Raw genomic sequence first — 19,316 nt, 5'->3', positions numbered from 1 at the left:
TTCGCTCTACGGCTTAACCGCGATACGAATTGATCTGTGCGAATACATATACAACGGTGCTAATTTAACACGATTACCCATTGATTCATAAAGGGCTTTCCCTGATTTTGGGGCTTTTGGGGGTATTTGTCCAATTAAGCCCCGAATAAGAATTTTCCTACTTTGATTTAAACCCCTCCTGACAGATTCCCCAAGGGTTGATTCGTATTCTCTAAATCTTCAAATGAATTAATGAGATTAAGGACATATGAAAGCAATTACCCCTGATTTGGAATATCTAAGCACTCGCCAAAGTGCAAAAGTACTGCAGGTTTCGCTTGGCACCGTCCAGAAAATGGTTGAATTAGGCGAATTAATCGCTTGGAAGACCCGCGGGGGTCATCGACGCATCCTGGCAAGCTCACTTGACCAGCAACTTGCTCGACGTAAAAGAGCCATGCGGCAAAAAACCACCCAAAACTGTATTGCCATGGGGATATTCAGGAGAGTAGAAAATAGCCATGAGTTAATCGAATCGATTCAATGCTGGCAACTCAAGGTAGAGATGGAGGTATCCGTGGATAGCCTAGAGGGCCTCATGAAGGCCGTATCAATAGCACCAGACCTCATATTCCTAGACGCCCTGATACCACCGGTTGAGCAGGTTCATTTAATACATTATCTGAGTAAAAACAAGGACACGCAGCGCATTCCTATACTAGTAGATGAAGGATTTATTCGTCTTCACCCTGGGGTAATGGGTCTGGCAGATGAAAATACTGTAGGTGTAAGGTCCCAGTACCCAGAAGTCTTACAGGAAGAGGTACAAAATGGCTTGATTGACCAAAATCCTCTCATTATTGGGTATCCCGCTACCAATCCAGAGCTTGAGGATGCCTTAGGAGACAAAAATCGGCATGAACTCCTAGAGCCTATATTTATTCAGGCACTCAATAGAAAGTGTGTTTAGAGCTCTCCAACCTATTCCAATAAAGATTAAAGGCCACTCAATTTGCATTGAGCGGCCTTTTCATAGATAAAAGTTTATGAATCAGTAACTTAGATCAAGAAGCTACTGCGATCTCTTCCCTCGATCCATTTTGGCGCCTTACCGCGACCAGTCCAGGTATCACCGGTAGATGGATTACGGTACTTAGGAGCAACCTTGCCACTAGAGCTACGGGCACCAGCCTTACGGCTGAACAAATCTGATGCTGTTAAGTCGTATTGCTCAATGATGAGTTTGGCCTTCGCAATACCGTCGGCTTTTTCACGTAGAACTGCTTCTTTAATCTGTTTATCCAACAATTCGCGTTGGGCTAAAAGCTCTTTATAAGAAGACATGAATGAATTTCTCCGAATATTAGTTACATGGGATAACAAAGAATTTGCTAAACCTGAATAAAAATTATATACACATATTAATAAATACGAATATATATTTAAATATCCCTTAAAACCTTATTCAATTAAGCTCTTTAGGCATTTTTAAATTATTAACTAACATAATCATTATAAATACTATATTTAAAACAAGTATATAAGCCTTACCTTCTCAACATAAAGGTACCGCTAGATTTAGCAGTTATCTCGCCAGCCTCATTTAAAACTACAGCTTCACAATAATTAATCGTTTTTCCAGACTTAAGAACGGTACCCTCCACCACAATCTTGCCCACGCTTGGGCGCAAAAAACTCACGCTCATGTCAATTGTCATGGCTCCAAGTGGCTGGTTAACAGTGCTACGAGCTGCTGCCCCCATCGCAAAATCCAGGAGCGTCATCACCACCCCACCATGGGCAATCTGAAAGCTATTCTCAAACTCAGGCTTAATCACTAAGCTAATACGTGATTTACCGCCTTCAGCATACTCAGGCACAACGCCAAGGTGCGCTAAAAAGGGAATCGTTAAACCAAAATAAGTAATGTCGTTTGAGCTTGATGTCATGGCAGATTTGAAATTGAATGAATGGTCGGGGCGAGAGGATTTGAACCTCCGACCACATGCACCCCATGCATGTACGCTACCAGGCTGCGCTACGCCCCGACGAGAAACAAAATTGTATCAGTTACTATTTCGAGAGAATTTGCAGAACAGCTTGCAACTCATCGCGCAATCGAAGCTCACCACGAGCCTCATCAAGACGATTTCTGGCACCACTGATCGTGAAGCCTTCTTCATATAGAAGCGCCCTAATCTTGCGAATTAAGACCACCTCATGATGCTGATAGTAGCGTCGATTACCTCGACGCTTTTGCGGACTTAGCTGCGAGAATTCTTGTTCCCAGTAGCGCAAGACATGCGAGCGCACGCCGCAAAGGTCTGATACCTCACCAATAGTGAAATAACGCTTAGCGGGAATTGGGGGGAGCTGCGAACTCAGCAGCACCGACCCAGCATCAAATACTGTTTTCTCGAGCATGTGACTCAACTACGTCCTTGAGCTTTTGACTTGCGTGAAATGTGACAACGCGACGTGCTGCAATGGGAATCATTTGCCCCGTTTTTGGATTGCGACCTGGGCGAGCTGATTTATTACGTAGTTGGAAATTTCCAAATCCAGAAATCTTCACCTCAACACCAGCCTCTAGCGACTGGCCGATGCGGTCAAAGAAGGCATCAATCATGTCTTTAGCTTCACGCTTATTTAGACCAACTTGATCAAAGAGGGCTTCCGAGAGTTCATTCTTGGTAACGGTATCGTTGCTAACTAAGTCATTCATGGCGGAAGTCTCTTTGTAATATCTTTTACTAATATTAAACCTAGCGCAGACGGGCTGCGCAATTTTTCTCAAGCGATGACAATAAAGCCGTCATAACTGCTTCAATTTGGGCATCCTGCAGGGTTTCTTGTGGATTAAGCAAGGTAACACGGAAGGCTAAGCTCTTCTCATCATCAGCCATGCTGCTAGAACCAGCCTTAGGCTTGAACTCATCAAAGAGCTCAATCGCTTTCACCAAGTTCTGCTTCTTTGCATTCATTGCATCTAGTAAAACCTGTGCAGAAACAGTCTGCTTCACCACTACTGCCAAATCTCGTTGAACAGCAGGGAATTTACTTAACTCTTCTGGCTGCGGAATACCGAGATTGCGAATGGCCTCAAGATCCATTTCAAAGAGCACTGGAGCCTGAGGTAATTCATAGGCCTGCTGCAATCCAGGATGCAATTCACCAATCCAGCCAATATGCTGCTTGCCAGATGGGGTTAATAATTGAATGTGTGCACTACGGCCTGGATGAAGCGCAGGATGAACTGCAGCCTCAGTTGTGAAATGTAAGGGATCGAGCACGCGCTCCAGATCACCCTTCACGTCAAAGAAATCAACTGCACGATCAGCACTCGCCCATTGCTCAGGGACAAACGAACCATAAGCTAAGCCGCCAACTTGCTGCGGCTGATGAAAGCCAGCTACCTTGCCAGCCTCTTCCTGAACGCTTAAATCACGCTTAAATACCCGGCCTGTTTCAAATAAACGGACACGGCCAGCACCACGATTCAGGTTTGACTTGAGATTGCCTAATAAGCCACCCCAGAGATTACTCCGCATCACACCATACTGACTAGCAATTGGATTGAGTACGGCAATTAAATCTTTTTCAGTAGCGGCTGCTAAGCGTTGCTCACTTTCAAGATCGGTAAATCCAAAATTGACTGCCTCTTGGTAGCCCTGCAGAGCCAAACGTTGGCGTAATAAATGCACGCCACGCTTTGCTTCAGCTTTAGCGCTCATCTTCAAAGAAGAAACAGGCGGCACATCAGGAATATTTTCAAAGCCGTACATGCGTGCGACTTCTTCAATTAAATCTTCTTCAATTTCGATATCAAAGCGATAGCTTGGTGGAGTCACAACGAATACATCGCCAGTTTCTTGCTTGAACTCAAAACCTAAGCGCTTGAATACATCAGAAACAACTTCAGCAGTCAGTGGAATACCAATCACTTTGATGGCGCGAGCCAAACGCATACTCACTGGCTTACGCTCTGGAACAGCTAATACTTGATCATCAATTGGACCAACTTGACCACCACATACCTCAACAATTAAAGCAGTTAAATACTCTAAACAGTTAGCCGTATTTTGTGGATCCACACCACGCTCAAAGCGATGAGCGGCATCGGTACTGAAATTAAAGCGACGAGCACGTCCCTGAATTGCTGAAGGCTGCCAATAGGCTGCTTCAACATAAATATTTTTAGTGTCGTCAGTTACAGCACAGTGATTGCCACCCATGATTCCAGCTAAAGCCACTGGACCATTTTGATCTGCAACTACGCCAGCATCTTGGATCTTGCCTGCAGAGTCTGGACCTTGCAGAGTAATTGTCTGGCCATTTAATAGTTCAAGACTTTCGCCGGACTTTGCCCAACGAACAGAGATATCACCAGCTAATTTATCAATGTCAAACACATGGGTTGGCTGACCCATTTCCAACATCACATAGTTTGATAGGTCGACTAATGGAGAGATACTTCTTTGACCAGCATTACAAAGTCGTTGAATCATCCAGTCTGGAGTTTTAGCCTTTGGATTCACACCGCGGATCACACGACCAGCAAAACGTCCGCAAAGATCCGTGTTTTCAACGGTCACTTTGAGCTTGTCAGCAATAGTGACATTGGCAGGAGTCCACTTAGGGGCACATAGTGCAGCGCCAGTAATAGCGGATACTTCACGAGCCATGCCCATCAGAGACAAACAATCGGCTTTATTTGGCGTCAACTTAATAACAAAGATCTGATCATCCAAATTTAAATACTGGCGAATATCCTCACCTACTGGTGCATCCGTAGGCAATTCCAGAATACCTTCATGATCATCGCCTAGACCTAATTCACGACCAGAGCACAACATGCCTTGGCTTTCGACACCACGCAACTTACCTACTTTGATCATGAATGGCTTGCCACCTGATTCAGCTGGCGGTAGTTCGGCACCAACCAGGGCGCATGGGATCTTGATACCAGCGCGCGCATTTGGGGCGCCGCATACGATTTGTAACTCCTGCCCAGTGCCAGCATCAACCTTACAAACACGTAAACGATCTGCATCAGGGTGCTGCTCAGCAGAGAGAATTTGCGCAACAACAATCTTTGTGAATGGGGGTGCTACTGAATTTTGCTCCTCAACCTCTAGACCCGCCATAGTCATTGCGTGACCTAAGGCATTGCTATCGAGCGAAGGGTTTACATATTGGCGTAACCAAGATTCAGAAAATTGCATATGCGCTATCTACTATTAGAAGGTTGGCGAATTAAGCCGGAAATTGCGCTAAGAAACGGAGATCGTTCTCAAAGAAAAGACGTAAATCATCAACGCCGTAACGCAACATCGTCAAGCGCTCTAAACCAGAGCCAAAAGCAAAACCGGTATAGCGCTCTGGATCAATACCCATATTGCGCAATACATTTGGATGGACCTGCCCTGCTCCAGAAATCTCTAACCAACGGCCAGCCAACTTGCCGCTACCAAAGGCCATATCGATTTCAGCTGAAGGTTCAGTAAAAGGGAAATACGATGGGCGGAAACGAACTTGTAATTCATTCGTTTCAAAAAAGGTTCTTAAGAAATCGGTATACACACCTTTAAGGTCGGCAAATGAAACGCTCTCTGCGATCCACAAGCCTTCGACCTGATGAAACATCGGTGAATGGGTGGCATCACTATCCACGCGATAGGTTCTGCCTGGAGCAATCACTTTAATTGGCGGCATCACATCAGCATGAGCGTATTTCTTGACATGCTCACTCGCATAACGAACCTGAATTGGACTGGTATGCGTACGCAATAACAAAGGCTTTCCATTGGAATCTTTGCCATCGATATAGAAGGTGTCCTGCATTGAGCGAGCAGGATGATTCTCAGGACTATTTAAGGCGGTGAAATTAAACCAATCGGTTTCAATTTCTGGGCCATCTGCTACATCAAAACCAATAGAGCGGAAGATCTCCTCAACACGCTCCCAGGTACGCATCACGGGATGCAGGCTACCTACTGCTTGGCCACGACCAGGCAAAGAGACGTCAATGGATTCTGCCGCAAGACGTTGCAGTAATACCGCATCAGCCAATGCTTGGCGACGCTCTTGCAATGCAGCTTCAACTTGGGTTTTGATTTGATTAATTTGGGCGCCAGCACTCTTGCGCTCATCAGGCGACATTCCACCAAGCGCTTTTAAACGCTCAGTGAGAACACCTGACTTACCGAGATACTTGGCTTTCGCGTCCTCTAGAGCTGCCGCATCGGCAGCTCCGAGGAAATCACGTTTAGCATCCTCGACAATGTGGTCGAGAGAAACCATTGCAGCTTAGTTAATAAATAAACTAAGAATTAAGCTGCAGCGTTTACTACGGATTTGATCCGAGTAACCAAAGCAGCGAAAGCCGCTTTGTCAGCAATGGCCATATCAGAAAGCACTTTGCGGTCGAGTTCGATCGCAGCCTTCTTCATACCATTCATGAATACGCTATAGGTCATGTCATGCTGACGAACTGCCGCGTTGATACGAGCAATCCACAATGCGCGGAATACACGTTTCTTATTGCGACGGTCGCGGTATGCATATTGACCAGCACGCATAACTGCTTGCTTAGCAATACGGAATACATTTTTACGACGTCCACGATAGCCTGTTGCGGCATCGGTAATTTTCTTATGACGGGCTCTTGCTGTAACCCCACGTTTGACTCTTGGCATTTATTTCTCCTAATCTAGTCTGAGGTTAAGCGTATGGAAGCATGGAGCGAATTGACTTAACGTCTGCCTTCGCAACTTCTGTGGAACCACGCAAATGACGCTTGTTCTTTGTGGTCTTCTTGGTGAGGATGTGGCGTTTGAAAGCCTGACCTCGTTTGATCGTTCCGCCTGCGCGAACCGTGAAGCGCTTTTTAGCGCTACTCTTGCTCTTCATCTTGGGCATAAAGCACCCCTTCAATTACTTGTGCAACATAGGTGGTAACCGACGGTTACGCTTCCTGTACCTAGAAGCACTTCTAACTACCAGAGCCTTGCGACTCCTCCCTACTTAAACAACAAACCCAATCTTGCGATTTGGTTTATTACTTAGCCTTACGAATGGGGGCCAATACCATCACCATCTGGCGACCTTCCATCTTTGGAAACTGTTCTACTTGACCATACTCAATCAGGTCTGCCTTCAAACGTTCCAACATTCTGACTCCGATTTCTTGGTGAGCCATTTCACGACCCCGAAACCGCAGCGTAATCTTTGTCTTATCACCATCTTCTAAAAAGCGGATTAGATTGCGTAGCTTCACACCATAGTCACCATCATCTGTGCCGGGACGGAATTTCACTTCCTTCACCTGAATCACTTTTTGCTTAAGCTTGGCTTCATGCAAACGTTTGGCTTCTTGGTACTTGAATTTGCCGAAGTCCATGATGCGGACTACAGGTGGCACAGCCGTCGGAGCAATTTCAACCAAATCGGTTTCTTTCTCTTCTGCTAAAGCCAGGGCTTCACTCAACTTAACTACACCGATGGGTTCTCCATCTAGTCCAATCAGACGCACTTCAGGAGCAGTAATCTCCCGGTTTATGCGCTGCGATTTATCAGTAGCGATCTTCTTAATTCCTTTAAAAAAACAATAAAAACCATTCCACCCCTAGCTAGGCTCGGGTCCGACTTTCTGGGAAATATCCTGCTGGAGTCGGGCAACGAAGGCATCAAGAGGCATTACACCTAAATCCACTCCGCCACGGGCACGAACGGCCACCGAATTACTTTCTGCTTCTTTGTCCCCTACAACTAACAAAAATGGGAGCTTCTGTAATGCGTGCTCGCGTATTTTATACGTAATTTTCTCATTCCGCAAATCTGATTCGACTCTAAACCCTTGTTTTTTCAGAGATTGCTGGACTTTTTGTGCATATGCAGCGGAATTGTCGGAGATATTCAGGACTACAGCCTGGGTCGGAGCAAGCCAAACTGGCATGTTTCCAGCGTGGTTTTCGATCAAAATACCGATAAAACGCTCTAAAGAGCCCACAATTGCTCTATGAAGCATCACTGGAGCCTTACGGGTGTTCTCTTCTGTGACGTATTCAGCGCCTAGACGGGCTGGCATCGAGAAATCCACCTGAATCGTGCCGCACTGCCAAGTACGTCCGATGGAGTCTTTGAGGTGATATTCGATCTTCGGACCATAAAAAGCACCCTCGCCTGGCAATTCTTCCCATTCTTGGCCTGAGGCAGTCAAAGCGCCACGTAAGGCAGCCTCGGCTTTATCCCAAATAGCATCATCGCCAACGCGTTTTGCCGGGCGTAAGGCTAGCTTGACAGCAACCTCAGTAAAGCCAAAGTCCTGATAGACCCCACGAACTGCTGTATCAAAGGCAGCCACTTCGGATTGAATCTGATCTTCAGTGCAGAAAATATGGCCATCATCTTGTGTGAAGCCACGTACGCGCATCAAGCCATGCAATGCACCTGATGGTTCATTGCGGTGGCACTGACCAAACTCGCCGTAACGCAATGGCAACTCACGATAGCTATGCAAACCAGAGTTAAAAATCTGAACGTGTCCTGGGCAGTTCATCGGCTTTAACGCATAAGCTCGATTCTCCGACTCGGTCGTAAACATATTTTCTTTGTAGTTATCCCAGTGACCAGACTTTTCCCACAATCCACGATCGAGAATTTGTGGAGCCTTCACCTCCTGATAACCTTCGCGCTGATAAACGCGGCGCATGTACTGCTCAACCTCTTGCCAAATAGACCAGCCCTTAGGGTGCCAGAAAATTAAACCAGGTGCTTCAGGCTGAAAGTGGAACAAGTCCAAGAACTTACCGAGGCGGCGGTGATCGCGCTTCTCAGCTTCTTCAAGCATATGCAAATGCGCATCTTGATCTTCTTTTTTCAACCAAGCTGTACCGTAGATCCGCTGCAGCATCTCATTCTTGCTATCGCCACGCCAATAAGCACCAGCAACGCTCAGAAGCTTGAATACCTTGAGCTTGCCAGTAGATGGCACGTGCGGCCCACGACATAAGTCGGTGAACTTGCCTTCAGCATACAAAGACACATCCTCACCCTGCGGAATGCTAGAGATGATTTCTGCTTTGTAGTTCTCGCCTTGATCTTTAAAAAACTGCACCGCCTCATCACGAGGCATCACTGTACGAATCACTGGCTCATCTTTTTTAGCCAGCTCAGCCATTTTCTTTTCAATTGCAACTAGATCTTCCGGCGTGAAGGGGCGATGAAATGAGAAGTCGTAATAGAAACCGTTTTCAATCACGGGACCAATGGTGACCTGCGCCTCTGGGAAGAGTTCTTTAACGGCATAAGCCAGTAAGTGTGCCGTGGAGTGACGCACGATCTCCAGAGCTTCAGGGCTTTTATCTGTGACGATCGCAAGCTGACTATCTTTGTCGATCACAAAGCTGGCATCAACCATTTTTCCATCGACAATGCCACCGAGAGCAGCTTTGGCAAGACCGCTACCAATGCTTTGGGCAACATCAAGCACGCGAACGGGAGCATCGAACTCACGTTTAGATCCATCTGGCAGAGTAACTACAAGCATGACCACTCCATCTTATTAAGATTCAGCCAATTGACTGATGTACTTCACAACAGCTACCAAAAAGAAAGCGCGGAAGCTTTTGGGCAACCGCGCACTTTTGGGTCTTTATTCGTTGGTAGGCTCGATTGGACTCGAACCAACGACCCCCACCATGTCAAGGTGGTGCTCTAACCAGCTGAGCTACGAGCCTATATAGCCATAGAGTTTATCACCGGCGGCGTACTTGGGTCACCCCTTTGACCTCTTCTAGACTGTTTTGAACTAAACGTAAGGCTTCTGAGTCTTTAATTTCAACGGTCAACAGTATTTGAGCAAGGCCTCGTTTGGCAGATTTACGTAAATCAATCACATGAACGCCCTGCCTGGTGAGGATTTCAAATAACTCGCGCATCAACTCCGGACGGTCTAGGCTCGTTACGGCCAAATCAGCAGGAAACACCCGCTTAGCATCATTCCCACTGACCGCTTCGACTCCGGAATCATTCCAAGCAGTCTGAATAACGCGCTCAGGTGCTCGCTCCAGCAGACCCCTAAAAGTTTTACAAGAGCGACGATGAATAGACACGCCACGTCCCTGAGTCACAAAGCCCGCAATTGCATCCGGCGGAACCGGTCTACAGCAGCGAGCTAACTGGGTCAGCAATGAATCTACTCCAACCACTAAAACATCACCAGCCTGACCCTGCTTTCGAGTACTTTGCTTCAGAATAATTTCTGGGGCAGGTGCAGTGGCCTTAGCTTCTGGCTTTTGCTCTGTTTTGATATCGGCAGATTTAGTACCAGCCTCTTCATCGTCCAAGGCATTAAACCAGGTCCGCACACGAGTACGGGCACGCTGAGAACGCAAGTAGTTTCGGTTGGGGCTAATCCAATCTCGTGAAGGACCACCATGCTTCACAGCAATGATTTCAATAGTCTGGCCATTTTGGAGCGGCGTATCCAATGGCACCATTGCACCATCAACCCGAGCACCTCGACAACGATGCCCTAAATCGGTATGCACTGCGTATGCAAAGTCGATTGGTGATGAGCCCTTCTCTAGGGAAATTACTTTTCCTAGTGGGGTGAGAACATAAATATGATCATCAATCTCATGATGCTTCAGTTGCTCCCAAGCATCTTCTTTCCAGGAGATCAGCTGCCTTGCCCAAGCAATCTGACGCTCATAGGCAACCGCCGCACTATGCGTGCCATTTTGATGATTTGGGTTTGGCGTGCTTGAGCCGTTAGATGTGGGTTTATTTTTTGGTGGTGTTGCAGCACCAATATATGCACCCTCCTTATAGCGCCAATGCGCAGCCAATCCATACTCAGCTTGTTGATGCATTTCATTGGTGCGCACCTGAATCTCAAACGCGGTGCCATGCTCATCCATCACAACAGTATGTAAAGATTGATAACCGTTCGGTTTTGGCCGTGCGATGTAGTCATCGAATTCACGAGGCACGGGCTGCCAAACGTTATGTACTATTCCCAAAATGGCATAGCAGGATTTCACGTCGTCCACTAAAACCCGGAATGCTCTGACGTCATACAGATTTGCAAAGTCGAGTGACTTACCCTGCATCTTTTTCCAAATACTGTAGATGTGTTTTGGGCGACCCTGAACCTCACCTTGAATATGGGCGGCTGTTAATTCTTCTTGGAGCTTTCTGACGATCTGCTCAATAAAAGATTCACGCTCAATACGCTTGCCATCCAACATCTTGGCAATATCTCGATAGACCTCTGGGGACAGAACCCGAAATGCTAAGTCCTCCATCTCCCATTTCATCTGCCAGATACCAAGACGATTTGCGAGAGATGCATCAATGTTCAAAATTTCCTGCGCCCAAGCTTTTGGCATATCCATCTTTTCTTGGGTAATCCAGCGCAAGGTTTGCAACCGAGAGGCAAGATAAATAAGGACTACGCGCAGGTCATCACCAAAGGCCAGCAACATCTTTCTGAGCATTTCCTCTTGTCCAGAGATGCTCAAACCACCATCATTGCGCACAAGCTTAGCTTGAGCCTGCCTCAGACCACGGTAACCAATCAGAAGCTTGGCTGACTCCTCACCAATGAGCTTGGTAAGCGATTCTTTGCCATGGGTGCGGGCAATATTGTTTGCAGCAGTAAGGGTTGCTTCATCCAGATGAAGTAAGTTCAGGATCTTGAATACGCCAGCAGCATGATTCTCAGAAGGCTCACCATACCACCCATCAACAATTTTGATGCTCTCAGATGCGTTGCCAGCATTTGACATGGGTGACCAAGATCCTTAACTAAAGAATTCTTTTGCTAAAGCAACTTGCTCAGACTTCACAAAAGCGGGTGCATGCCCTACTCCGGGAATCTCAATACTCCGAATGTAGGGGTTGACCTTGCACATCTCGGCAACAGTTTTAGCTGACAGTAAATCCGATTCGCCACCACGCACGATCAGCATCGGGATATGAATTTGCTTGAAGGCATGCCACATTGCCATCTCTCCTGCCTTTGCCATAATCGGATTAACAGATGCAAACGGTACAGAAATATCGGGGTCATAGTGCATTACCCACAGCCCATCCTTTTGTACCAGCATGGGTCCGTTATAAATCTCCCACTCTTCTGGTGTATGACTACCAAACGACGCACAGATTTCATTCAGGCGCTGCAGCGCATCTGCGCGATTACTAAAGCTAAATGGCTGGCCGACGTAAGAACCTAAGCGCTTGATTGCTTCGGGCTCAATCTTTGGGCCTACATCATTAATTAACATACGACGAATTGGGTTCTTAGGCATTGAGGCATAGACCATACCAATGAGACCGCCCATCGAAGTGCCAAACCAATCTACCTGCGAGACTCCCAAGTGCTTAATCAGGCTTGCCATATCTGCAACGTATTGAGGAACGGCATAGAGCATGGGGTTCTGAAGTCGATCCGAATCTCCGCGACCGACCACATCCGGGCAAACGACGTAGTAATCATGACTCATCGCCTGCGCAAGGGTTTTGAAATCACTACCCCTGCGAGTTAGTCCATGAACACAAACCAATACCTTGGGATTGTTCGGATTTCCCCAGGCATGGTAAGCCATGCGATGCGATCCATCAGGACTAGTACAAGTGACAAAGAAGGTATCACCATGATGAATCACATCAGATCGCTTGATTTCATCCTGAAGTTTTTCGTCGTGCGTATGCTCATCCACCATACCCGCAACTTCAGGCTGCAAGGTAACGTGATCAATACCATGTTTATTTAATAACATCTCATTAATGCGAGCCATGATTTCTGGCCACTCATTAATGCGTTCGATTTCAATATGACCAATCAGCGCTGGAAAGCTAGGCGTCATTTCCCAAACATGCAGATCATGGACTGCCAATACTCCAGGAACTTTTTTAAGATCACTGCCGACCTGCAAGTAATCAATATGTAAAGGTACACCCTCCATTAAGAAGTGATATGACTCACGCAAAATGGAAATAGTTGACTTCAAAATCAGCAGCGAAACGAGAATAGACAAAATGGCATCGATCGGCATCCATCCTGTTAGCTGAATAACAATACCGGCAATTAAGGCGGCTATCGATCCCAGCAAGTCGCCCATGACGTGCACTAAGGCGGCACGCGTATTCACGCTTTTCTTGTCGCGCGAAAGAACCCATGCCACTACGATATTCATTAGCAAACCAATCGCAGCAACCACCGTGACGGTCAAACCATCAACCTGGTGCGGATCATAAAACCGACTTACCGCCTCCACCACAATCCACAACACTAAAGCCAACATCGCAATACTATTGACAAAGGCAGCTAAGGCCTCAGCACGACCAAATCCAAAAGAATGCTTTGGTGACGGTGGGCGTCGAGAAATAATTTGAGCCAATAAAGCCAATCCAAGTGCGGCTGCATCAGTCACCATATGACCGGCATCTGATATCAAGGCTAGTGAATTGGCGAAATAAGCTGCTGCCCCCTCAACCCCAGAAAACCCTAGAGTGAGCACTAAGGCAATTAGCAATAGATTCTGATTGGAGACTTCCTTGGCATGGGAATGCTTGGCATCACCCTGCTTATGTGCATGAAGTGAATGGTCTGCAGCGCTCATAAAAGGGTCTCTAGAAATAGAAATGGGGTCATTGACCCCATTATTTCACCATCCGATGAAAAATAGCTTAGAAACCCGTTGTATCAACAGGGGCACCCGTTTTGGAGATCACTTCTTCCTTAGTCACGCCTGGAGCCAATTCGACCAGCTTCAAGCCCTTAGGTGTGATGTCGAGCACACACAGGTCGGTAATGATGCGGCTAATGACACCCACACCAGTTAATGGCAAGGTGCACTTAGGCAAGATCTTGATTTCTTCTGTGCCATCTTTTTTCTTAGCAACATGTTCCATCAGGACAACCACATGCTTAACACCAGCGACCAAGTCCATGGCACCGCCCATACCCTTCACCATCTTGCCCGGGATCATCCAGTTGGCTAAGTCACCATACTCACTGACCTGCATTGCACCCAAAATCGCAATATTGATTTTTCCACCGCGAATCATTCCAAATGAATCTGCTGAAGAAAAAATGGATGAGCCTGGCAAAGTAGTAATCGTTTGCTTGCCCGCATTGATTAAATCTGCATCAATCGTTTTCTCAGTCGGAAATGGGCCAATACCAAGCAAACCATTTTCAGACTGGAGCCATACTTCCATTCCTTCGGGAACATGGTTAGCAACCAAAGTTGGCATACCAATACCCAAATTGACGTAGTAACCATCCTTTAGTTCTTTAGCAGCACGTGCCGCCATTTCATCTCTATTCCAAGGCATATCGATCTTCCTAACTATTCTTTACTGTTCTTTTATATTGCTTCTATGGGTATTAAGCTGCAGATAAGGTGCGTTGCTCAATACGCTTCTCAGGTGTCGTGTTGAGCACCAAGCGATGTACGTAGATGCCTGGTGTATGAATTTGATCTGGATCTAATTCACCGTTCTCGACGATCTCTTCCACTTCAGCAACGGTGATCTTGCCAGCCATAGCAACTACTGGGTTGAAGTTGCGGGCGGTATAGCGATAAACTAAATTACCAGATTTATCAGCTTTCCATGCTTTCACGAGTGAGATGTCTGAAACGATTGCACGCTCCATGATGTAACGCTCGCCATCGAATTCTTTTTCTTCTTTACCTTCAGCAACCAAAGTGCCTACACCGGTTTTGGTATAGAAAGCAGGAATACCGCAACCACCTGCGCGCAACTTTTCTGCCAAAGTTCCTTGCGGAGTAAATTCCAACTCGAGTTCACCCGCTAAAAATTGACGCTCAAATTCTTTGTTCTCACCCACATAGGATGCGACCATTTTCTTAACCTGTCTTGAGTTCAACAACAAACCCAAGCCAAAGCCATCCACCCCAGCATTATTGGCAATGGCAGTCAAATTTTGTGCGCCAAGATCCTTGACCGCTTGGATTAGTGCCTCGGGAATACCGCACAAGCCAAAACCGCCAACAGCGAGCTTCTGACCATCCTTCAAGATATCCCGCAAGGCATCAACAGCCGATGGGTAAGTTTTATTCATAAATTCGTCCTAATATTGCCAAAAAGGTAAAAAAGTAATCATAACGCCTTAGACTCTTAAGCCCTTTGGCAATAGGCAGCAACCTAGTTTTTCAAGCTTAGAACTAAACTATAGGTGTGATTTAAGGCATTAGAAACGGCAGAAATACTCAAAATGCTGAAAATTCCTTAAGTGCCCTATCTATTAGTAATGTCGGAGAAATGAAATGACTGCCCAGGAATTGCTCGAACAATTTGGACCTAGAGAATCCATGGACTATGACTTAGTCATCGTAGGGGGTGGCCCAGCCGGTTTGTCCGCCGCCATCAAAGCAAAGCAACTCGCCAATGAAACAGGTAAAGAGATTAGCGTATGCGTTCTCGAAAAAGGCTCTGAAATCGGCGCACATATTCTGTCGGGTGCCGTCATGGATCCAAAGGCGCTGACTGAACTTTTTCCTAACTGGAAAGAATTAGGTGCGCCGCTAGATGCCGAAGTTACCCAAGACCAGTTTTTGTTCCTGACAAAAGAAAGCGCATTGCAAGTTCCGAACTGGATGCTGCCCCACTGCTTCAAAAATGAAGGCAACTATATTGTCAGTCTTGCCAATGTGACTCGTTGGCTTGGCCAGCAGGCAGAAAATGTAGGCGTAGAAATTTTCCCAGGATTTCCTGCAGCAGAAATTCTCTATAACGAGCAAGGTGCAGTTTGTGGCGTCGTTACTGGTGCAATGGGATTAGATAAAGAAGGTCAACCGACAGATCAATTTCAACTTGGTATGGAGTTGCGTGCCAAGTACACGCTATTCGCTGAAGGCTCCCGCGGACATTTGGGTAAACAACTCATTGCAAAATATGCATTGGATAAAGATGCCGACCCCCAAAGCTATGGGATTGGCATTAAAGAGTTATGGGAAGTGGAGCCCTCTAAGAGCAAGCCCGGCCTAGTGGTCCATACCGCAGGCTGGCCATTGGAGAGCGACACCTATGGCGGCTCATTCTTGTATCACTTGGGTGATAACAAAGTTGCAGTAGGTTTAGTGGTCGGCCTTTCTTATAAGAACCCTTACCTCTCGCCTTTTGAAGAATTCCAACGCTATAAGTTACATCCGAAGATTCGCGAGACTTTTGAAGGTGGCAAACGCTTAGCCTATGGTGCGCGCGCACTGACAGCTGGTGGTCTCAATAGTTTGCCTAAAACAGTATTTCCTGGTGGCGCTTTAATTGGTTGTGATGCGGGCTTCTTAAACGCATCACGTATTAAGGGAAGTCATGCTGCCATCAAGACTGGCATGCTTGCTGCAGAAGCAGCAGTTGCTGCACTTGCTGACAATCGCTCCGCCGATGTCTTGGCAGCATATCCAAGCGCATTTAAAAATAGCTGGCTACATACGGAATTAAATCAGGCGCGTAACTTTAAGCCATGGATGTCTAAAGGACTTTACCTGGGCACTCTGATGGTTGGCATTGAGCAAAAGCTATTGGGCGGCAATGTGCCGTGGACAATTCATTTGAAGCATGCTGATCATGAATGCCTAGAGCCAGCAGCACAGCATGAGCCAATTGACTATCCGAAGCCAGATGGCAAGATTACTTTTGATCGCCTCTCATCCGTATTTATCTCCAATACCAATCATGCTGAGAATCAACCCATCCACCTCACTTTAAAAGATGCTTCGGTACCGGTTAGCTTGAACCTCAAAACCTACGCAGGACCAGAGCAGCGTTACTGCCCTGCCGGCGTGTATGAGTATGTAGAAAAAGAGGGGCAGCCGCAGTTGCAAATCAATTCGCAAAACTGCGTGCATTGCAAAACCTGTGACATCAAAGATCCAAGTCAGAACATCGTTTGGATTACGCCTGAAGGTGGTGGTGGCCCTAACTACGGGTCAATGTAAAGGGTTTTACTCTAAGCCTAGTATTTATCTAGCTGGGTAGCGGCGCGGGCGCATTTTTCCAATCGCCATACCCGCTAGACCACAGGCTAAAGCTGACATCACAAACACATTGCGTGGTTGCGTTGCATCCCATAACCAACCAGCAACTAAGCCACCCAGCGTTCCACCCAAACCATAAGATACCGTTGCCATCAAGGCCTGCCCTCGCGCCTGTAGGGAGCCAGTAAACCAACGTTGCAATAACTTAGTGGCCGCACTGTGGTGAGCGCCAAACGTTGCTGCATGCATCAGCTGAGCCAGAATCAAAACCCAAGTTACCGGGAAAAAGGCAATCAAGATGAAACGAATCACACCAATACCAAATGCGATTTGCAAAACTATTTCGGCATCCAAACGACTGAGCACTTTGCTCTGGAAATAAAAGAAGATGACTTCTGCAGCAACACCCAAAGCCCAAAATAATCCAATCTGAAATTTGTCGTAACCCAAATCGGCTAGGTAGAGTGAAAAGAACACATACAAAGCAGCATGTGCAAAGATCATAAAAAAGCCTGATAGCAGAAACCAACGCACATCCGGATTAAATAAAACAATCAGCAACTCGCCCTTGACCATCTTGCGGCGTTCCATCTTTGGCTCATGTAGACGAAAGGTCACCAAGGCTAAGAAGGTCAAGATCACCGCGCCCACAATGGGGTATAGCTCAATGCCCTCACGCTGAAATAACTCACCAGCAAATAAGACCATCACGATAAAACCAATGGATCCCCATAAACGTAAACGGCCATAACGCTTATCAAATGAATTGTCTTTAAATAAAGCATGCACCGTTGCAGACTCACCCAATGGCATCAAGCTACTCAGGATGGTATGCAGTACAAACATCCAGATAAAGAAGGCAATGTAAGTTTGGAGAAAAAAGATACTCAAGAAAGTCGCTGCGGCCAGGCAAGCACAAAAACGAATAATCCCAATACGATCGGACAGATAGTCCGATAACCACCCCCAAGAGAATGGGCCCACTATGCGGGTAATTTGCAACATGGACATCAAGACTGCGATCTCAATGACACTAAAACCGCGATCAAGAAAAAAGAGGCTGGCGTATGGAGACACCAAGCCGACATAAGCGAAATATAAAAAGAAAAAGGACCCGAAGGCCCAACGCACTGAAGGTGTCATTTTCTTTTTTGAGCTTTACTTAATCGGTTACTGAACCAGGACGTGCAGCCGGTATCGGCGGAACAGTATGTTTTACATCACCACACTGAGCGCGATGACGTAAAGCATGGTCGATTAATACCAAAGCCAGCATCGCTTCAGCAATCGGTGTTGCTCGGATGCCAACACAAGGATCATGGCGACCTTTGGTTTGCACAGTGATAGGCTTGCCATCCAAATCAATGGATTCTTTTGGACTCAGAATGCTAGAGGTAGGTTTGATGGCAATCGATACGCGCAAATCTTGACCGCTACTAATGCCACCCAAAGTACCACCAGCATTATTGCTAGCAAATCCATCTGGATGCAGCTCATCACCATGTTCACTGCCACGTTGCGCTACTGACTTAAAGCCTGAGCCGATCTCAATACCTTTAACGGCATTGATACCCATCATGGCATGCGCAATATCAGCATCCAACTTATCAAATAAAGGCTCGCCCAATCCAATCGGAACGTTGCGCGCCCGCACTTCAATTTTCGCTCCACATGAATCCCCTGCTTTGCGCAGTGAGTCCATATACGCCTCTAACTGAGGGACGATATCGGCATTGGCAGCAAAGAAAGGATTGCTCTCGATCAGCGCTGCGTCTTTGAATGGAATTTCAATTTCACCAAGTTGACTCATATAGCCATAAAACTCAGTACCGTACTGTTCTTTGAGCCACTTCTTAGCTATGGCTGCTGCGGCCACTACTGGCGCAGTTAATCGAGCAGAAGATCGTCCGCCACCGCGAGGATCGCGCAAACCATATTTGTAGTGATAGGCGTAATCCGCATGACCAGGTCTAAATGTTTGCAGAATGTTGCCGTAATCCTGGCTGCGTTGATCGGTATTCCGAATTAACAAACCAATGGGCGCACCAGTAGTTTTACCTTCATATACGCCGGAGAGAATCTCCACTTGGTCAGCTTCTTGACGTTGAGTCACATGGCGGGAGGTGCCGGGCTTGCGACGATTTAAATCAATCTGCAAATCCGCTTCGCACAAAGACATCCCCGGAGGGCAGCCATCAACAACAGCACCAATCGCGGGACCATGGGATTCACCAAAAGTAGTGACGGTAAAGAGAAGGCCTAAAGTATTTCCTGACATATTGACATTATGTCATTGCTCAGGGGGCTTAGGCTAGGCCGAGC

Annotated in this window: 18 protein-coding genes and 2 tRNA genes; 2 read left to right on the top strand and 18 right to left on the bottom strand. The window is 46.7% G+C overall.

Going from position 1 to position 19,316, the window contains the following annotated elements; translation table 11 throughout:
• The first annotated feature begins 247 nt into the window (after positions 1-247).
• Positions 248-949: an excisionase family DNA-binding protein gene (locus AOC19_RS04005; protein WP_215377763.1), complete on the top strand. Its 702-nt coding sequence runs from the start codon at positions 248-250 to the stop codon at positions 947-949.
• An 89-nt stretch (positions 950-1,038) separates the two neighbouring features.
• Here the strand turns inward: AOC19_RS04005 and AOC19_RS04000 are convergent, their stop codons facing one another.
• The 16 genes from AOC19_RS04000 to AOC19_RS03925 all read right to left on the bottom strand — a co-directional run bounded on the left by AOC19_RS04000 (position 1,039) and on the right by AOC19_RS03925 (position 15,079).
• Positions 1,039-1,323 (bottom strand): H-NS histone family protein, encoded by a 285-nt coding sequence (locus AOC19_RS04000; protein WP_215377761.1) that lies wholly within the window; start codon positions 1,321-1,323, stop codon positions 1,039-1,041.
• 203 nt (positions 1,324-1,526) lie between these two features.
• Entirely contained in the window at positions 1,527-1,928 is a 402-nt protein-coding gene (locus tag AOC19_RS03995) for a PaaI family thioesterase (protein WP_215377760.1), read from the bottom strand.
• A gap of 22 nt (positions 1,929-1,950) precedes the next feature.
• A tRNA-Pro gene (locus AOC19_RS03990) sits at positions 1,951-2,027 on the bottom strand.
• A gap of 25 nt (positions 2,028-2,052) precedes the next feature.
• Complete coding sequence (locus AOC19_RS03985; RefSeq protein WP_215377758.1) at positions 2,053-2,403, bottom strand: MerR family transcriptional regulator; 351 nt, start codon at positions 2,401-2,403, stop codon at positions 2,053-2,055.
• On the bottom strand, positions 2,381-2,704 hold the full coding sequence (locus tag AOC19_RS03980; protein ID WP_015421014.1) for an integration host factor subunit alpha: 324 nt from the start codon (positions 2,702-2,704) through the stop codon (positions 2,381-2,383). Before AOC19_RS03980 ends, AOC19_RS03985 begins: the two co-directional genes overlap by 23 nt.
• A gap of 40 nt (positions 2,705-2,744) precedes the next feature.
• On the bottom strand, positions 2,745-5,204 hold the full coding sequence (gene pheT, locus AOC19_RS03975; protein ID WP_215377756.1) for a phenylalanine--tRNA ligase subunit beta: 2,460 nt from the start codon (positions 5,202-5,204) through the stop codon (positions 2,745-2,747).
• 31 nt (positions 5,205-5,235) lie between these two features.
• Positions 5,236-6,282 carry a phenylalanine--tRNA ligase subunit alpha gene (pheS, locus tag AOC19_RS03970; RefSeq protein ID WP_215377754.1) on the bottom strand — a complete coding sequence of 349 codons (1,047 nt, stop codon included), beginning with the start codon at positions 6,280-6,282 and terminating at the stop codon, positions 5,236-5,238.
• 29 nt (positions 6,283-6,311) lie between these two features.
• Entirely contained in the window at positions 6,312-6,677 is a 366-nt protein-coding gene (rplT, locus tag AOC19_RS03965; RefSeq protein WP_011902675.1) for a 50S ribosomal protein L20, read from the bottom strand.
• 25 nt (positions 6,678-6,702) lie between these two features.
• Positions 6,703-6,900 carry a 50S ribosomal protein L35 gene (rpmI, locus tag AOC19_RS03960; RefSeq protein WP_011902674.1) on the bottom strand — a complete coding sequence of 66 codons (198 nt, stop codon included), beginning with the start codon at positions 6,898-6,900 and terminating at the stop codon, positions 6,703-6,705.
• A 139-nt stretch (positions 6,901-7,039) separates the two neighbouring features.
• The gene (infC, locus tag AOC19_RS03955; RefSeq protein WP_435367688.1) at positions 7,040-7,573 is read right to left on the bottom strand and encodes a translation initiation factor IF-3; all 534 of its coding nucleotides are present in this window, start codon (positions 7,571-7,573) and stop codon (positions 7,040-7,042) included.
• A gap of 33 nt (positions 7,574-7,606) precedes the next feature.
• Positions 7,607-9,529, bottom strand: coding sequence for a threonine--tRNA ligase (gene thrS / locus AOC19_RS03950; RefSeq protein WP_215377752.1), 1,923 nt, complete (start codon positions 9,527-9,529; stop codon positions 7,607-7,609).
• Between the two features lie 113 nt (positions 9,530-9,642).
• Positions 9,643-9,719 (bottom strand) — tRNA-Val (locus AOC19_RS03945).
• An 18-nt stretch (positions 9,720-9,737) separates the two neighbouring features.
• Positions 9,738-11,774: a RelA/SpoT family protein gene (locus AOC19_RS03940; RefSeq protein WP_215377751.1), complete on the bottom strand. Its 2,037-nt coding sequence runs from the start codon at positions 11,772-11,774 to the stop codon at positions 9,738-9,740.
• 15 nt (positions 11,775-11,789) lie between these two features.
• On the bottom strand, positions 11,790-13,610 hold the full coding sequence (locus tag AOC19_RS09385) for an alpha/beta fold hydrolase (protein WP_215377749.1): 1,821 nt from the start codon (positions 13,608-13,610) through the stop codon (positions 11,790-11,792).
• 67 nt (positions 13,611-13,677) lie between these two features.
• Complete coding sequence (locus AOC19_RS03930) at positions 13,678-14,328, bottom strand: CoA transferase subunit B (protein WP_215377747.1); 651 nt, start codon at positions 14,326-14,328, stop codon at positions 13,678-13,680.
• A gap of 52 nt (positions 14,329-14,380) precedes the next feature.
• Positions 14,381-15,079, bottom strand: a complete 699-nt coding sequence (locus tag AOC19_RS03925; RefSeq protein WP_015421005.1) for a CoA transferase subunit A — start codon at positions 15,077-15,079, stop codon at positions 14,381-14,383.
• Between the two features lie 205 nt (positions 15,080-15,284).
• Here AOC19_RS03925 and AOC19_RS03920 point away from each other — a divergent pair, with 205 nt between their 5' ends.
• Positions 15,285-16,955: an electron transfer flavoprotein-ubiquinone oxidoreductase gene (locus AOC19_RS03920; RefSeq protein ID WP_215377745.1), complete on the top strand. Its 1,671-nt coding sequence runs from the start codon at positions 15,285-15,287 to the stop codon at positions 16,953-16,955.
• A 24-nt stretch (positions 16,956-16,979) separates the two neighbouring features.
• On the opposite strand, the gene AOC19_RS03915 is transcribed toward AOC19_RS03920, so the two are convergent.
• Positions 16,980-18,137, bottom strand: coding sequence for an MFS transporter (locus tag AOC19_RS03915; protein WP_215377743.1), 1,158 nt, complete (start codon positions 18,135-18,137; stop codon positions 16,980-16,982).
• 19 nt (positions 18,138-18,156) lie between these two features.
• Entirely contained in the window at positions 18,157-19,272 is a 1,116-nt protein-coding gene (gene aroC / locus AOC19_RS03910; RefSeq protein WP_215377741.1) for a chorismate synthase, read from the bottom strand.
• Positions 19,273-19,316 lie beyond the last annotated feature (44 nt).

This window comes from Polynucleobacter asymbioticus (assembly GCF_018687575.1).
In the GTDB taxonomy this organism is placed as follows: Bacteria; Pseudomonadota; Gammaproteobacteria; order Burkholderiales; family Burkholderiaceae; genus Polynucleobacter; species Polynucleobacter asymbioticus_C.
The sequence above is the reverse complement of the archived record's forward strand: the minus strand, read 5'-3'. Positions and strand labels throughout refer to the sequence as shown.

Excerpts from the sequence above, each read along its gene's own strand:
- AOC19_RS04005 (WP_215377763.1), top strand. The coding sequence starts at position 248 with ATGAAAGCAATTACCCCTGATTTGGAATATCTAAGCACTCGCCAAAGT.
- AOC19_RS04000 (WP_215377761.1), bottom strand. The coding sequence starts at position 1,323 with ATGTCTTCTTATAAAGAGCTTTTAGCCCAACGCGAATTGTTGGATAAA.
- AOC19_RS03995 (WP_215377760.1), bottom strand. The coding sequence starts at position 1,928 with ATGACATCAAGCTCAAACGACATTACTTATTTTGGTTTAACGATTCCC.
- AOC19_RS03985 (WP_215377758.1), bottom strand. The coding sequence starts at position 2,403 with ATGCTCGAGAAAACAGTATTTGATGCTGGGTCGGTGCTGCTGAGTTCG.
- AOC19_RS03980 (WP_015421014.1), bottom strand. The coding sequence starts at position 2,704 with ATGAATGACTTAGTTAGCAACGATACCGTTACCAAGAATGAACTCTCG.
- pheT (WP_215377756.1), bottom strand. The coding sequence starts at position 5,204 with ATGCAATTTTCTGAATCTTGGTTACGCCAATATGTAAACCCTTCGCTC.
- pheS (WP_215377754.1), bottom strand. The coding sequence starts at position 6,282 with ATGGTTTCTCTCGACCACATTGTCGAGGATGCTAAACGTGATTTCCTC.
- rplT (WP_011902675.1), bottom strand. The coding sequence starts at position 6,677 with ATGCCAAGAGTCAAACGTGGGGTTACAGCAAGAGCCCGTCATAAGAAA.
- rpmI (WP_011902674.1), bottom strand. The coding sequence starts at position 6,900 with ATGCCCAAGATGAAGAGCAAGAGTAGCGCTAAAAAGCGCTTCACGGTT.
- thrS (WP_215377752.1), bottom strand. The coding sequence starts at position 9,529 with ATGCTTGTAGTTACTCTGCCAGATGGATCTAAACGTGAGTTCGATGCT.
- AOC19_RS03940 (WP_215377751.1), bottom strand. The coding sequence starts at position 11,774 with ATGTCAAATGCTGGCAACGCATCTGAGAGCATCAAAATTGTTGATGGG.
- AOC19_RS09385 (WP_215377749.1), bottom strand. The coding sequence starts at position 13,610 with ATGAGCGCTGCAGACCATTCACTTCATGCACATAAGCAGGGTGATGCC.
- AOC19_RS03930 (WP_215377747.1), bottom strand. The coding sequence starts at position 14,328 with ATGCCTTGGAATAGAGATGAAATGGCGGCACGTGCTGCTAAAGAACTA.
- AOC19_RS03925 (WP_015421005.1), bottom strand. The coding sequence starts at position 15,079 with ATGAATAAAACTTACCCATCGGCTGTTGATGCCTTGCGGGATATCTTG.
- AOC19_RS03920 (WP_215377745.1), top strand. The coding sequence starts at position 15,285 with ATGACTGCCCAGGAATTGCTCGAACAATTTGGACCTAGAGAATCCATG.
- AOC19_RS03915 (WP_215377743.1), bottom strand. The coding sequence starts at position 18,137 with ATGACACCTTCAGTGCGTTGGGCCTTCGGGTCCTTTTTCTTTTTATAT.
- aroC (WP_215377741.1), bottom strand. The coding sequence starts at position 19,272 with ATGTCAGGAAATACTTTAGGCCTTCTCTTTACCGTCACTACTTTTGGT.